Here is a 14,524-nt window from a genome sequence, read left to right on the forward strand (position 1 = left end):
ACAGCGGGTGTCGCGCGGCAGTACGAGAACCAGCCGAAAGGTAAACGCTCAGGCGTCCCGGACAGACATCGCCCAGTCGCTCGTCGCGGCAACCCCAGCAACCGCGAGCACGAGAGTGCCCCTACTCAGGGTTTTCTCTCCTGACTCAAGGGCACTCGGCCAGTGAGCACGGAGGCACTGAAATGAGTACCGGAGAAAAAGCCAAAGCAAAGGCAGAGCAGATTGCAGGGAAGACCCTGCGAAAGGTGGCCCACGCGGTGCACCAAGAAACCCTCGCAGCAAAGGGTGCCGCACTCGAAGCGCGGGGCAATGTGCGGGGCGCGAAGGAGAGCACCAAGGGCACCTTCAAGGGCTGACCACGTCGTGGCAGTGAGTCATTTGGTCACGTGGCGCTTACTCGGTCAGGGGCCGCTGACTCGACACGGCTGATCGGATGCAGCGTGTGGACGGTGACCTCGCGCTACCCGGCCGCGACGGGCAGCTCATAGCCTGCCTCTTCGACCGCGGCACGTACGTCCGCGGTGTCGAGTTCCTAGCCCGACGTCGGCATGGAAGCAATTGCCGCCGCCGCGGGTGTGACCCGCCAGACCGTCTACGCCCACTTCCGCTCGCGGGAGCAGTTGCTGTCGGCGGTCGTCGACCGGATCACCGAGGAGGTCGTTGCCGCGATGGATGCCGCCGACCTCCATGCCGGACCGGCCGCTGACGCTCTGCTACGGCTGCTCGATGCAGGCACACAGGCGGCCCGCCGCTACCCCGTACTGCTGCAGAAGATCAGCACACTGCCGGTCAGTCGGCAGGTCGACCAAGACCGGCACACAGCTGTTGCCGACCGGATCGGACTGGTGATTCAGCGTGGCCGGCAAACCGGGGAGTTTGATGATCAACTCCCACCTGACTGGCTGGTCGACGTCATCGTCAAGCTCGCCCACAGCGCAAGTGAGGAACAGGAGGCCGGCCGGATGTCGAGCGGGGAGGCGGACCAGGTGCTTCGCACCAGCGTGCCCGGATGCTCGGTGCGGCCACAGGAGAAGACAGCTCATCGGGGCCTCGGTAAGAGCACAACGCGCCTGCGGCGCACCCACGGCCAGCCATAGACCGACCACCCGCCCTGCGCCTGCGGCCCAGCCTGCGGTGCGGGATGACCCTGCTGCGTCGGATCTCGTTCCCGACGCACAGTGGTGCGGGCGCGACGGTCTCAGTGACCGGCGCGCCCGCATCACGGAACCTGGGTTGCTCATCCGGTCCGCAGTCGGTGCACCCCTCCCATCCTGGTGCCGGCGTAGAGCCAGTCACCGTCCGGGCTGATGGCCATCGAGATCACGTCCAGGTTCTGGAGCCCACCGGAGACGTTGGTCCAACTGCGCCCGCCGTTGGTGCTGCGCAGCACTCCACGACCGCCCTTGACCAGGTCGTTCGCGCTGAACGACGAGGTGCCGGCGTAGATCGTGTCCGGATCCTTCGGGGAGAGGGCGATCTCCGAGACCTGGAGTGGCAGCGGCCCGGTGTCCGCGGTGCGGAAGTGCGCGCCGCCGTCGTCGCTGAGCCGGAGCGTGGAGCCGCCGATCACGAGGCGTTTCCCGTCCTTCGAGAGGGTGATGGCGTTGACCGCACCGTCGGCGACCTTGGTGACGGTGGTACCGAAATCGTCTGAACGGTACAGCCCGTCCGCCGCGCCCAGCCACAACCGGTCGGGGTCGCGGGGGTCGGTGGCGACCGCCCGGAACGTCCGGTCGTGGTAGAGCTTCTTCCAGGTCTCACCGCCGTCCAGGGTCCGGTAGACCCCGGGGCCGGCGAGGCTCGAGAAGGTGACGGCCACCCGGTCGTCGTCGACCGGGCCCACCGCCATGTTCAGCGGTATCTCGTTGGTCCGGCCGCGCTCCTTCCAGGTTTTTCCTGCGTCGCCACTGCGGTAGACGTAGAAACTGGAGAGGGCGTCCTTGCGGATCTTCCAGACCGTGTCCGGGTTCTTCAGCGAGGCGGCGATCTGGCCGATCTTCCGTCCGAAGTAGGACTCCGACCCGCTCAGTCCCCACTCGGCGGTCTGTGGGGTGACCGGCCCGGTCGGCAGGGCGGTGCGGTAGATGTCGGAGTCGGTACCGGCCAGCAGTTGGGGCTGGTCGGTGTCGAGTACGGCCAGGTCGTAGACGTTGACCCCCTGGACCCCCACGCGCCGCGGGGCGCTGCCGTCCTTGCCGGTGGTGAACATCCCGGCTCCCGGAGCGGACCACAGCAGGGAGCCGTCGGTCCAGGGCGAGAGGCCGGACATCACCGAGCCGCTGATGGGCTTGTTCACCACCGTCCAGGACGCGCCGTGGTCCCGGCTGAGGTGCTGCTGGGCCCCGATGGTGAAGACGGCGAGGGTGCCCCTGCTCAGGGTGATCGACTGGAATCTCCCGTCCTCCACCCGGTGCAGCTCCTGCCAGCGACCGCCGCCGTCCCGGGAGCCCACGACCCGGTCTTCGGTGATCACCGCGACCAGGTCCGCGTCGGCGGTCAGCGCACGCAGGCGTTCCCCGGCGGGTGCGTCGTACACCCGTTCCGCCGCCGGTGCCTCGCGGTTGTCGAGCACGCCGCGCAACTTCCACACCGAGGTGGAGCCGCCCAGGTAGAGCGAGTCACCGCTGATCGCGGCGCCCAGGACCTCCGTGCCGAGCGGGTTGGGCCGCTCGGTCCAGGTGTCGCCGCCGTCATGGCTGAGCAACACCGCGTCCGCTGTGACCAGCGCGAGTACGCGGGACCTGGGGTCGTTGACCAGGGCGTAGAGGTGGGTGTCGGGAACGTCAAGGCGCTGCCAGTTCCGTCCGCCGTCGCGGCTGCGGAGGAGCTGCCCCTGGTAGGTGTAGTCGAGCACGCTGCTCAGTACGCCCCCGCTTCCGGTGCGCGCGTTGACGGCGTACCAGAGGGTTTTCGGATCCCGGGTGTCGACGAGTGCGGAGCCGGTGCCGTTCGCCACCGGCAGCCGGGAGAGCTGCTGCCAGGTCGCTCCGGCGTCGTCGGTCTTCCAGGGGCCCCGGTTGACGTACTGCGTCAGGACCGCAGTGGACGGGTCGGCCTCCGTGGTGGCGATGGTGCCGGCGGCGCCGTTGGGCCCGATGGGCTCCCACCGCCGGCCGCCGGGCCGGTTGTCCTCCGGCACCGCCTCGAAGGCGGAACCGCCGCGCAGCCGCTCGCCGCTCTTGGCCTCGGCGCGAACGGAGACGGTGTACGTGCCCGCGCGGTCGCCATCGAGCCGTGCCCGGTACCAGTTGCCGTGGTCGTGCTTGGCCACGCTCTCAACAGGGCGGCCCTGCGGGGGTGTGACGGTCACGGTCGGGGGCCCGGCGAGGGGGGTGGGGCTGAAGATGAACGCGGTGGAGTCACCATCACTGGGATCAGGCGTGGTCTGCACCACCAGCGGCCGGACCGCCAGCAGGTAGGGCACCCGCACGCTTGGCTCGCCGGTCCGCTCCGGGTTGGCGACCAGCCAGCCGGCGAGGTCGCGGTTGGTGCTGGTGTCGACGTTGCCGGCGACCCGCACGGTGACGGATCGGGTGCCGCCGGCCGGGATGGTCACCCGGGCCGGGCTGACGCCGGCGTCGCCCGCGTCCTTCCCGGCCACTCGGGTGCTCAGCCGCAGCGTCGTCGACCGGTCGGAGGTGTTGTGCAGGGTGACCTCGCCACTGCGGCTGACCCGGTCATGGGAGAGGTCCGCCAGACCCAGCGAGAGTGAGGTCGGGGAGGCGGTGACGGTGGCGTCGGCGGCGTTCGCGACGTCCAGCCGGCCGGCACCCTGCGCGGTCGTCGGGGTGTCCTCGACCGGGGTGGCCGAGCCGATCAGCCGGGCACGGATCTCCTCCGCGGAGGCCTCGGGGTCCAGTTGGCGCAGCAGGGCGGCGGAGGCAGCGGCGTGCGGGGCCGCCATGCTGGTGCCGGAGAGCCGGTAACTTCCGGGCTCCCACTGCTCCTTCGGCCAAGTGGAGCGGATCTCCACCCCGGGCGCCACCAGGTCGGGCTCCAGCTGGAAGTCGGGGCCCGGGCCGCGCGAACTGAACGAGGCTATTCGGTCGGTGACATCCTGGCCGGAAACGGATATCTTCACCGTTCCCTTGGCCAGGGCGGCGCTCAGCTCGGGCCACTGCATCTCGGCCACGCCCAGGACCACGATCTTGTCCATCCGGAAGCTGTCCCCGGACTGCCGGGCACCCAGGTCGACCCGTACGGTGCCGCGGGTGTCCAGATCCCCGCTGCCCGCCTGGCCGCCCTGAGGAGCCAGCACCGGGCCGCCGCTGGACTCGGTGTACCCGAGCAGGGCGATCGCGCCGCGCTCCTCGGCCAGCCGCGCCTGCTCCAGCATGTGTGACGAGACGTACTGGAGGATCGGCGGCAGATACGCGCGGTAGGCGACAACCTTGCCGGTCACATCGCCGACCCGGTCGTAATCCTCCTCGGTGCCGTCACCGACGTCGACCAACTCGCCGGTCACCGGCTTCTGGGGCGGGTTGGCCGAGTACGGCGCGCGGTAGGTCTGGAGCAGTTCCCGGCGCGGGGTGACCATGTGGGCGGTGGGCAGAGTGAGCCCGCTGGTGGAGGCACCGACCGAGAGCACGCCGTCGGCGAGGGCCGGGGTGCCCACGGTGCCGGCACCGGGGCCTTCGTTCCCGGCTGCGGCGACGACCACAACACCCAGCTTGCTGGCAGCAGTTGCGGCCAGGCCCAGCGGGTCGGTGCCGTCGCCCGGACCGCCCAGGCTCATGTTGACCACGTCGGCACGGTGCGGATTGGCGGGGTCCACCGCCGCCTCCAGGCCGGCGATGATGTCCGAGGTGTAGCCGGAGCCGTCGGCGTCCAGAACTTTGTACGCGGTGAGCTGTGCCTCGGGGGCGACACCGAGCACTCCGTCCGGTCGCTGTCCGTCGGCCGCGATGATGCCGGCGACGTGCGTGCCGTGGCCGTTGTCGTCCGTCGGATCGTCATCCCCGTTGACGAAGTCGTGCCCGCCGACCACCTTGTGGCCCGGGCCGAAGCCGCCGCCCAGGTCGGGGTGGCTGTAGTCGACGCCGGTGTCGATCACAGCGATGGTGGTGCCCGTGCCACGGGCTCCGGTGCCGCTGGGGTCCTTGCGCTGCCAGACCTTCGAGGCGCCGATCAGGTCGACGCTGGTGTCGGTGCTGGCCCGCATCCGGGTGTCGTCGAGTACCGCGGAGACCCTGGGCAGGTCGGCCAGCCGGCTCCGGTCGGCCGGTGACACGGTGAGAGCCACGCCGTTGACCAGCCCCGTGAGCCGGGTCCGGGGGGTGGCCTTGATCCCGGCATCCTGCACGGCAGTGAGGAACCGGCTCTGAGCGGTGCGCAGTTCGGCACGCCGTTCCCGTACCTCTCGCACCGCGGAGGCGGAGACCTCACCGCGGGTGTCGATCCGTGCCCGGTCCACCGACTGGAGGGCGGGGCCGCCGTCGAGTCGTACCAGGACCCGCTCGGTGGCGCTTTCGGTGGTGGCGGATGCTCGTGGGATGCCTTCGGTGGCAAGCCCGCTCAGGACCACGGCAAAGGCCATGGTCAGAACGGCAGTTCGTCTTCGTGAGAGGCGCATGGTCCAGTCGTAGCGAGCCACCGGTGTGATCGGCAACGCTGGGGAAGTCCCCTTGCGGCCATTGGCACTCATAGGCCACGATCACGTTCGGCAAGTCAAGGAAGCTGCGGAGAAGGGGGCTTGTGACCCCGACGCAGCGCCGATAGCCCGGCTCTGCCGGGGTCACACCTGTCGCCGGGACCAGTGAAGGTGCGTGACCGTCGACGGGCCGCCGCGCGGGCCGGTGCCGTAACCAGCCGCGTCGGGGCGGGCGTTGAAACTTGGTCGCGCCGGTGTCCGGGAGGGTGGCGTGGAAGAACCCGACGATGGGGGCAGCCTGAGGGCTGTCGGAGTGCCCTGGTTCGACGAAGGTGTCTACCGGACGCTTCTCGGGTATCGCGACGCGACTCCCGCTGAGTTGGGCAGGGAGTTGGGCTTCCCCACCGACCGGGTGGACCGCGCGCTCACCCGGTTGCGGCACCAGGGACTGGTGAGCCGGCTGTCCGGACGGCGACGGCGCTACACAGCCATCGAGCCGGACGCGGCGGTGGAGACCCTGGTACGCCACCGCACCACGCAGTTGGAGGCGGTGCGCACCACGGCGATGGAACTGTCGTCGCTGTTCCACTCGGTACAACGCGGGGACGGCCGGGGCGGCGCTGTGGAACTGCTGGAGGGACCCCAGTCGCTGGGCCGCTGGTTCGTCCGGCTCCAGCACCAGGTCCACGAGGAGATGCTCGTACTGGACCGGCCGCCGTACGCGCTGGCGCAGAGCAACCCGATCGAGCCGGCCAGCCTGGCCGGCGGGGTGCGGTGGCGGGGGATCTACACCCCGGAAGCACTGGAGGTTCCGGGCGCGTTGGAGGAAATCGAGAGGCTGGCGGCGTTCGGCGAGGAGAGCCGGGTCCTGCCGGACCTCCCGATGAAGCTGGCGATCGCCGACCGCCAGGTGGCGCTGCTGCCGCTCAGCCTGGACCTGGACACCTCCCATGCCCTGCTCGTTCGGGAGTCGACCCTGCTGGACGCGCTGATCGACCTCTTCGAGTGCTACTGGGATCGGGCGCTGCCCCTCGTGCACAGTGGGCGGCCTACGGCCGGTGGGCCGCACCCGGCAGGCGGCCCGGACCCCGACGCCCCGGACCCTGACGGCCCGGACGAGGCGGACCGCGCCCTGGTCGCGCTACTGGCCAGCGGAATGACCGACGCGGCGATCGCCCGCCGCCTGGGTCTGTCCACCCGCACCATGCGCCGCCGCACCCGTCGGTTGTTCGACGAACTGTCCGCGAGCAACCGTTTCCAGGCGGGAATCCAGGCGGCCCGCCGAGGCTGGCTGTAGCCCAAGGCCGGCTGCCCGGCGCGGGGGAGGGACGCCCAACGGGACCACGAGGTGAAGCGGCGGAACTGGTGTTCGTCCAGGCGCGCCAACCGGGCGACCAAGCTCGCGAGCTGCGGCTGGAGTACTAAGCTGCCTTGGGTGGCGTGGCACGCGTGCCCGAGGCGGGTCCCCGTACATCCTCGAGCAGGAGAGTGTCGTCCTCCCCGAAGTCCGGGGCCTGGAAGGGGTTTGTCGTCGCAGGCGGCGATGCCGCAGTGGCACAGCGGGGTTGCTCTTCCAGGGCGGAGAACAGTGATGTCGGATCGATGAGAGTCTCCCTTTCGTCGCAGGTCCCTGAAGGGGCCTGGCGTGCCCTGACCGGGCACGGCGGTCCTACAGCTTGGTCATCTTGGCGTACGGGCTCAAGATCCGCATTTGCGTCGAGCCGAAATCCACGAGCGCCGCGATTCCATCCTCGATGCCGATCACCCTGCCGAGGCCGTACACGTCGTGTGTGACCTGGTCGCCCACGGCGAAGTGCTTGGGAACGGGCGTGGCCGGGGCCTGGAAAGGGCTGGTAGGCAGATGACGCTTCGGTGCAGCAGGCTTTGTCATTGCCCCCAGTATGCACCTACGAACTGAGCTGGTGGCCGACTTCCAGGGGCAGGAGTAGCTGATCGTTGGCCTCCGCTTCGGCAAGAGTAAACCTGCTGACCGGCCAGTAGACGGGCGGGGTCGGGCGGTTCGGCCTTCTGTGAGACCAAACCGCCCGTACCCTTCGTGGTGTCTACGGCGTCACGTAGCAGGCGCCAAAAACTGGAGGCAATACCCCGTGCTGATTGCTCAGCGTCCGTCCCTGACCGAAGAGGTCGTCGACGAGTTCCGCTCCCGTTTCGTGATCGAGCCGCTGGAGCCGGGCTTCGGCTACACCCTCGGTAACTCTCTCCGTCGCACCCTCCTGTCGTCGATCCCCGGCACTGCTGTCACCAGCATCCGCGTCGACGGTGTTCTGCACGAGTTCACCACCGTGCCGGGCGTCAAGGAGGACGTCACCGACCTGATTCTCAACATCAAGCAGTTGGTCGTCTCCTCCGAGCACGACGAGCCGGTCGTGATGTACCTGCGCAAGCAGGGTCCGGGTCTGGTCACCGCCGCCGACATCGCGCCCCCGGCCGGTGTCGAGGTGTACAACCCGGACCTGGTCCTCGCCACGCTCAACGGCAAGGGCAAGCTGGAGATGGAGCTGACCGTCGAGCGCGGTCGCGGCTACGTCTCCGCCGTGCAGAACAAGCAGGTGGGCCAGGAGATCGGCCGGATCCCGGTCGACTCCATCTACAGCCCGGTACTCAAGGTCACCTACAAGGTCGAGGCGACCCGTGTCGAGCAGCGCACCGACTTCGACAAGCTGATCATCGACGTCGAGACCAAGCAGGCCATGCGTCCCCGTGACGCCATGGCGTCCGCCGGTAAGACCCTGGTGGAGCTGTTCGGTCTGGCTCGCGAGCTCAACATCGACGCCGAGGGCATCGACATGGGCCCGTCCCCGACGGACGCCGCCCTTGCCGCCGATCTCGCGCTGCCGATCGAGGAGCTGGAGCTCACGGTCCGCTCCTACAACTGCCTCAAGCGTGAGGGCGTCCACTCGGTGGGTGAACTCCTGGCGCGCTCCGAGGCCGACCTGCTCGACATCCGCAACTTCGGTGCGAAGTCGATCGACGAGGTCAAGGTGAAGCTGGCCGGCCTGGGCCTGGCACTCAAGGACAGCCCGCCCGGATTCGACCCGACCGCTGCTGCCTTCGACGCGGACGACAACGGGGGCACCGGTTTCATGGAGACCGAGCAGTACTGAACGCTGCGCCGGGTCATGGGGGGCTGAGTCCAGGAAGGCAGAATCTCCAACCATTGAGGTCTTCGCGGGCACTCTCGGCTGGAGAGTCCCAAAGGGATGCCTTCCGGGACGCGATCACCAGCCTGGCCTGAATCCCAGTCCATCAGTTCGACGGGTGCTCGACGACTACCGGGCATGTCCATCAGTCCGGAGTACGGTCTTGCGCCTGGTCGACTCGTTGCCCGAGCCGGAGGTGCCAGCGCCGCGGGTGGTCGGTGTCGATGAATACGCCACCCGCAAGGGCCGCCACTACGGCACCGTCCTGGTGGACGTCGAAACCCGCCGTCCCATCGATCTCTTGTCTGATCGGGAAGCATCGAGCCTGGCCGCCTGGCTCACCCAGCGGCCGGGTGTCGAGGTCGTCTGCCGGGACCGCGCGCCTTTCCTCGCAGAGGGCGCCGCAGCTGGCGCCCCGCAGGCGGTCCAGGTCGCGGACCGGTGACACCTGTGGCACAACCTGGGCGAAGCCGCCGAACGCGCCGTCGTCCAGCACCGCCAATGCCTCCGAGCCCTCATTCCTGCGGGCCCCGAACCCGGGCCAGCACCAGCCGAGATGAGGGAAAGGGAGATCGGACGTTCCATGGGTATCCGAAACCGCCAACAGGGCAACGCTGATATCCACCTTGACCTCAACCTTGCTTGAGATTCTACGGTTCTTGTATCAGCGATCATTCCCAGGGGGCACGCACATGACGACCCAGCACACCTCCGACGCCGAACTTGCCGCTCAGCCGGCTGCGTACTGGACCGGTGTCGCCTACGAGGCCCTCATCTCGTTCACCCGAGCCCAGCAGGCCGAACTTGGTTTCACCCAGCCCCAGTACTGGCTGTTGCGCAACCTGTCGAAGGACGACATTTCACCCGACGGCCACGGCATGACTATCCCCGAACTCCAGGCGGCCATGGGCTCTTACATCAGGCCCGAAGACGACCTGAAGGCAGAGGTCGAAGTCCTGCTGGCGCGCGGATGGCTCACCCTCGATGCCGAGGGACGGCTGTGGATCACCGCAGCGGGCGAGGAGGCTCGTGCCGGTCTCAAGCAGCACGCCCCGGCAATCCGAGCCCGCATTCACCAAGGCATCGATGACGCCGACTACGGCACCACAGTGAAAGTGCTTCAGCAGATGATTCGGAACACCGGCGGCACCCTGTAGGAGCGTGCCTCAGTAAGATCTTTGGAGGGAGATTGTCACTTATCTGGTGAACAAGGGCCTGTTCTGACTGGCACCGCATTTGCCCTGTGTCAGCCCCGCGGCGGGCTGACGCAGGGGCACCGGAGGGTTCAGGAAGGCTGCGGCGTGGAGGCGTACGCATGCCGGTAGGCGGCAACATCGCCCACCGAGATCAGGGGCAGCCCTTCACGCTTGGCCAGTCCCTGCAGATCGCTGTGACGGGCGATGTCACGAACGATGGTGGTCCAACCTGAAACAAAGCATGCGGATTTCCCGTCAGCGCATACCCAGACCCGGCCGCACGTGAAGCACCATGCGTGACCGTCTTCAGCGCCGGTGTTGCCAGTTCGCTGACAGGGGCTGGCGTCGGATTGCCGCCCTCCTTCGGGCGGCAGTGGGGGCGGGGGCGGCTCCCACGCCGGCAGCACTGGGCCACCCGCGCGCAGGCGTGCGATGGCCAACTCGGCCCCAGAAAGCCCGTCAGCCCCGCCCAGAGTACGAGCCACGGGCCGACACGGCTACCGGAACGGGCTCCGCCCACCCACCGGGCCCCGGCACCCTCATGTCCCGTCGCCCGCCCTGGGGTTATCCCTACCCCGGATCCGCCAGCAGCCGCCATAGTCCGCAATGGCCGTGATCCGTAGCTTCGAGTTATCGGCTCGGAAAGATCAGGAGAGGACGGGCATGAGGCTGCGCGGCGGCAAACAACAGAAGACGGACGACCGGTCGGAGGCCCAGGGCACACCCGGTCTCGCCGTCGAACTGCGCGGCGTCCGACGGCAGTACGGCCGTGGCACCAGCGCTGTGCACGCCCTCGCCGGCATCGATCTCGCCCTGCCGCGCGGCACGTTCACCGCTGTCATGGGCCCGTCCGGCTCCGGCAAGTCCACGTTCCTGCAGTGCGCCGCCGGTCTCGACCGGCCATCGGCCGGCTCCGTGCGCCTCGGCGGTACGGAGATCACCGGCATGCGTGAGAACCAGCTCACCGAGTTACGCCGCAGCCGCCTGGGCTTCGTCTTCCAAGCCTTCAACCTGCTGCCCTCCCTCACCGTGGAGCAGAACGTACTGCTCCCGATGCGCCTCGCCGGGCAGCGTCAGGACCGCCGAAGGGCGGACGCGATGCTCGCACAGGTCGGCCTCGCCGACAAGGCGAAGCGCCGGCCCGGCGAGCTCTCCGGCGGCCAGCGGCAGCGTGTGGCCATCGCCCGCGCCCTGGTCACCAGCCCGGACGTGGTCTTCGCCGACGAGCCCACCGGCGCCCTCGACACCGGTACCGCCGCCGAGATCCTCGGCCTGCTCCGGCACGCGGTGGACAGCCTCGGCGCCACCGTCGTCATGGTCACCCATGACCCGACCGCGGCCGCATGGGCCGACCGCGTACTGTTCCTTACGGACGGTGTCTTCGCCGGCGGCCTCGACCGCGGCTCGGCGGAGCAGATCGCGGCGCGCATGGCCGTCCTCACCTCCCGTACGGGCGCCATGGCAAGGGCCGCCGCGTGAGGATCTTCGCCCCCAACGGCCTCGCCCGCGCGGCCGTGCGCTTCAAACCGGCGTCGTTCGTCGGCACCTTCGTCGCGCTGATGATGGCGGCGCTGATCGTCTCGGCCTGTGGCATTCTCCTGGAGACGGGTGCCCGCGCGTCGGTGCCGGCGGAGCGGTACGCGAAGGCCCCGGTCGTCGCGGCGGCGGACCAGTACGCCCGCCTCGTCACGGGCAGCGGCGACAGCCGCTCCGAGTCGGCGGACCTGCTGCCGGACACAGCACGCGTGGACGTTGCGCTGGCCGGCAAGGCGGCCCGCGCGCCCGGCGCGAAGGCAGCAGTGCCGGACTTCACGTTCCCGGTACGCCAGGGCGACAGCGCGCTGACGGGCCACGGCTGGGGATCGCACGCTTTCACCGGCGCCGCGCTCACCTCCGGAGCCGCGCCCCGTACTGGCGAGGTCGTGCTCGACGCCGCCGTCGCACGGGCCGCGAAGGTCGGCGTCGGTGACACCGTCGCGCTCGAAACCGCCACCGGACGCGCCGACTTCCGTGTCTCCGGGCTGGCGAAGGCCGGATCCGTCGACGTGGCCAAGGGCGCCACAGGCTGGTTCGCCGACGCGCAGTCCCCCGCTCTCGCCGGGCATCCCGGTAAGGCCGACGCCATCGCGGTACTGGCGAGGGCCGGTGCGGACACCGACGCCCTCGCCGCCGATGTGAAGAAGGCGCTCGCCGGCTCCGGCGCCAAGGTGCACACCGGCGACGACCGCGGCGCCGTCGAGGACCGCGGGCTCGGATACGCCAAGGAAACGCTCACCGGGCTCGGCGGCTCCTTCGGCGGGATCGCCGCCGTGGTCGCCATCTTCACGGCGTCCGGCACGGTCGCGCTGTCCGTCGCCCAGCGGGCCCAGGAGTTCGCACTGCTGCGGGCCGTCGGCGCCACTCCGCGGCAGATCCGCCGCGCGGTCGCGGCCGAGGCGCTGCTCGTCGCGCCGCTCGCCGGGCTGGTCGGTTGCCTACCCGGGATCGGGCTCGCGCACTGGTGGTTCGGGCAGTTGAAGGACCGCGGGGCCATCCCGGAGCCCGTGGACCTGCACGTCTCCTGGATCCCGCTCGTCGTCGCCGTCGGCATCGGGCTGCTGACCGCGCTCGCCGCCGGTTGGGCGGCCGGGCGCCGGCCCGCGAAGATCAAGCCGGGGCAGGCGCTCACCGAGGCGTCGGTGGAGCGGCTGCGGCCGGGCGTGATCCGTACCGTGCTGGGCCTGGGCGCCCTCGTCGGCGGCGGATTCCTCACCGTCCTCGCCGCCCGTTCGGCCGGGGAGGACGCGGCCAACGCCGCCCTCGGCGTCGTCATGCTGTTCATGCTTGCCGTCGGCCTGCTCGGCCCGCTGGTGGCGTGGTCGTGCGCGGCGCTGTTCGGGCTCCCGCTGAGCGGCGGCGGCGCCGCGGCATCGCTCGCCGCCGCCAACTCCCGTACGAACGCTCGCCGACTGGCCTCCGCGATCACCCCGATCGTGCTGGCCATGGCCTTCGCTTCGACGCTCGCCTTCATGCACACGAGCGAGAGCCATGTCGCCGCGAAGCAGCTGCGCGCCGGCGTCACCGCGGACCACGTCGTCACGCACCCCGCCGGGCTGCCTGCCGACGCCGCCGACCGGGCCGCCCGTGCACCCGGCGTCGACGCGGCCGTGGGCCTGCTCGACACGCAGGTACTCGTGCCCGTCGGCTCCGGAGGCGACAGGTGGCTGCAGGGCTCGGCGACCCAGGGCATCTCCGGCTCCGGCGCCCAACTCGCGAAGGTGCAGAACCTCGACGTGCGCAGCGGCAGCCTGGACCGTATCGGCAAGGGCCGTATCGCCATCGACAAGACGCTCGCCACGTCGGCGAAGGTCAAGGTCGGTGACAAGCTGCCGATGTACCTCCCGGACGGCACCAAGACGAGCCCCGAGGTCATCGCCGTGTACGGCCGCGGGCTCGGCCTCGCGGCCGTGACCATGGACCGCGCGTCCCTGGCCGCCCATGTCACCTCGGGTTTCGACAGCACGCTGCTGGTGCGTGGCGGAGACGCCAAGGCCCTTGCCCCGCTGGGCAAGGTCACCGACGCGTCCGGCTACGCCCTCGAGCAGACCACCGACCGCGAGCTCAACGCCTGGGCCAACTACACGATGGCCGGAGTCCTGGGCGGCTTCGCCGCCGTCGCCGCCGTCAACACCCTCGTGATGACCGTCCTCGACCGTCGCCGCGAGCTCGGCATGCTCCGCCTCGTCGGCGCCACCAGGCGCCAGGTGATGGACATGCTGCGCTGGGAAGGCCTGCTGGTGGCGGTGGCCGGCATCGTCCTTGGCACGGCCATCGCCGCGGCCACCCTGATCCCGATGATGCGCGGTCTGACCGGCGAGGACCCTTACGTACCCCCGCTCGTGTACGGGTCCTTCGCCGCGGCCGCGGTGGGCCTCACCCTGCTCGCCGTCACCCTCCCGGCGCGGGCGGCGCTCCGCGACCGGGAGGGCTGACGGGGGCCTGCTGCCTCGAAGCGGCGCCCGCGGGAATGGTCGCAGGCGGGTCCGCCTGGCGAGGCGGTGGAGGCCGCCCTGATGTCTGGCGGCATTCGTTCTCACATTCATTGTCAGTGCGGTGAGCTTCACTGTCCGCCATGAAGCTCACGCAAGCGACCGTCAACGACCTGCTGGCTCAACTCGACCCGGGTGACGGCTACATGTACCTGCCCAGCGACCTGAACCCGCAGGACCTGACCGACCTGCTCGTCGGCAGCTACGGCGCCCCGCGCACCCTCGTCCTCGACGGCTTCACCGATCCGACGGTCGACGAGTCCAGGGGCGCGGCTCCCCTCGTCCCACGCTCCACCGGGACGGCCCGGCCGTCTCGATCAGTTGGCGCGGGGAGAACTCGTAGCCGCCGAGGTTCTCCGGCATTCCGGCCCGGACGACCCCAGCGTCCAGCAACGCCCGTGCGGTGTCCTCGGTGAGTCTGCCGAGTTCCTCGGCCGTGTCCGCGTTTCGCCTCAAGTAGTCCGCCGAGCACGTCGATTCGCTCAAGCATCGCGGGAAATTCCGGGCTGACATGTAATCCGGCCGAGTCCGCCATGGATGGTCGCCCCT

The 14,524-nt window shown here is 69.9% G+C and carries 10 protein-coding genes and 1 pseudogene; 9 read left to right on the plus strand and 2 right to left on the minus strand.

Features of this window, described 5'->3' with window-relative positions:
- Positions 1 to 182: 182 nt before the first annotated feature.
- Positions 183 to 356 carry a hypothetical protein gene (locus tag ACWDEX_RS20605; protein WP_450465081.1) on the plus strand — a complete coding sequence of 58 codons (174 nt, stop codon included), beginning with the start codon at positions 183 to 185 and terminating at the stop codon, positions 354 to 356.
- Positions 357 to 548: 192 nt separating this feature from the next.
- On the plus strand, positions 549 to 1,097 hold the full coding sequence (locus ACWDEX_RS20610; RefSeq protein WP_450465082.1) for a TetR/AcrR family transcriptional regulator: 549 nt from the start codon (positions 549 to 551) through the stop codon (positions 1,095 to 1,097).
- 140 nt (positions 1,098 to 1,237) lie between these two features.
- Here the strand turns inward: ACWDEX_RS20610 and ACWDEX_RS20615 are convergent, their stop codons facing one another.
- Entirely contained in the window at positions 1,238 to 5,536 is a 4,299-nt protein-coding gene (locus ACWDEX_RS20615; RefSeq protein WP_450465083.1) for a S8 family serine peptidase, read from the minus strand.
- Between the two features lie 325 nt (positions 5,537 to 5,861).
- Between ACWDEX_RS20615 and ACWDEX_RS20620 the strand changes: the two genes are divergently transcribed.
- Entirely contained in the window at positions 5,862 to 6,887 is a 1,026-nt protein-coding gene (locus ACWDEX_RS20620; RefSeq protein WP_450465085.1) for a helix-turn-helix domain-containing protein, read from the plus strand.
- A 372-nt stretch (positions 6,888 to 7,259) separates the two neighbouring features.
- Here ACWDEX_RS20620 and ACWDEX_RS20625 read toward each other — a convergent pair whose 3' ends face one another.
- A complete protein-coding gene (locus tag ACWDEX_RS20625; RefSeq protein ID WP_450465087.1) occupies positions 7,260 to 7,481 on the minus strand; it encodes a hypothetical protein in 222 nt (73 codons plus the stop codon).
- 217 nt (positions 7,482 to 7,698) lie between these two features.
- On the opposite strand from ACWDEX_RS20625, the gene ACWDEX_RS20630 reads away from it, so the two are divergent.
- The 6 genes and pseudogenes from ACWDEX_RS20630 to ACWDEX_RS20655 all read left to right on the plus strand — a co-directional run bounded on the left by ACWDEX_RS20630 (position 7,699) and on the right by ACWDEX_RS20655 (position 14,391).
- Positions 7,699 to 8,715, plus strand: a complete 1,017-nt coding sequence (locus ACWDEX_RS20630; protein ID WP_450465089.1) for a DNA-directed RNA polymerase subunit alpha — start codon at positions 7,699 to 7,701, stop codon at positions 8,713 to 8,715.
- A 157-nt stretch (positions 8,716 to 8,872) separates the two neighbouring features.
- Positions 8,873 to 9,307: pseudogene (locus ACWDEX_RS20635) on the plus strand (ISL3 family transposase); the annotation flags it as partial.
- Positions 9,308 to 9,443: 136 nt separating this feature from the next.
- Positions 9,444 to 9,908 carry a MarR family transcriptional regulator gene (locus ACWDEX_RS20640; RefSeq protein WP_450465091.1) on the plus strand — a complete coding sequence of 155 codons (465 nt, stop codon included), beginning with the start codon at positions 9,444 to 9,446 and terminating at the stop codon, positions 9,906 to 9,908.
- A gap of 702 nt (positions 9,909 to 10,610) precedes the next feature.
- Positions 10,611 to 11,426 carry an ABC transporter ATP-binding protein gene (locus ACWDEX_RS20645; RefSeq protein ID WP_450465092.1) on the plus strand — a complete coding sequence of 272 codons (816 nt, stop codon included), beginning with the start codon at positions 10,611 to 10,613 and terminating at the stop codon, positions 11,424 to 11,426.
- A 2-nt stretch (positions 11,427 to 11,428) separates the two neighbouring features.
- Entirely contained in the window at positions 11,429 to 13,918 is a 2,490-nt protein-coding gene (locus tag ACWDEX_RS20650; RefSeq protein ID WP_450465119.1) for an ABC transporter permease, read from the plus strand.
- A 140-nt stretch (positions 13,919 to 14,058) separates the two neighbouring features.
- Complete coding sequence (locus tag ACWDEX_RS20655) at positions 14,059 to 14,391, plus strand: hypothetical protein (protein WP_450465094.1); 333 nt, start codon at positions 14,059 to 14,061, stop codon at positions 14,389 to 14,391.
- Positions 14,392 to 14,524: the final 133 nt, after the last annotated feature.

It is taken from the genome of Streptomyces sp. NPDC001020, from assembly GCF_053599115.1.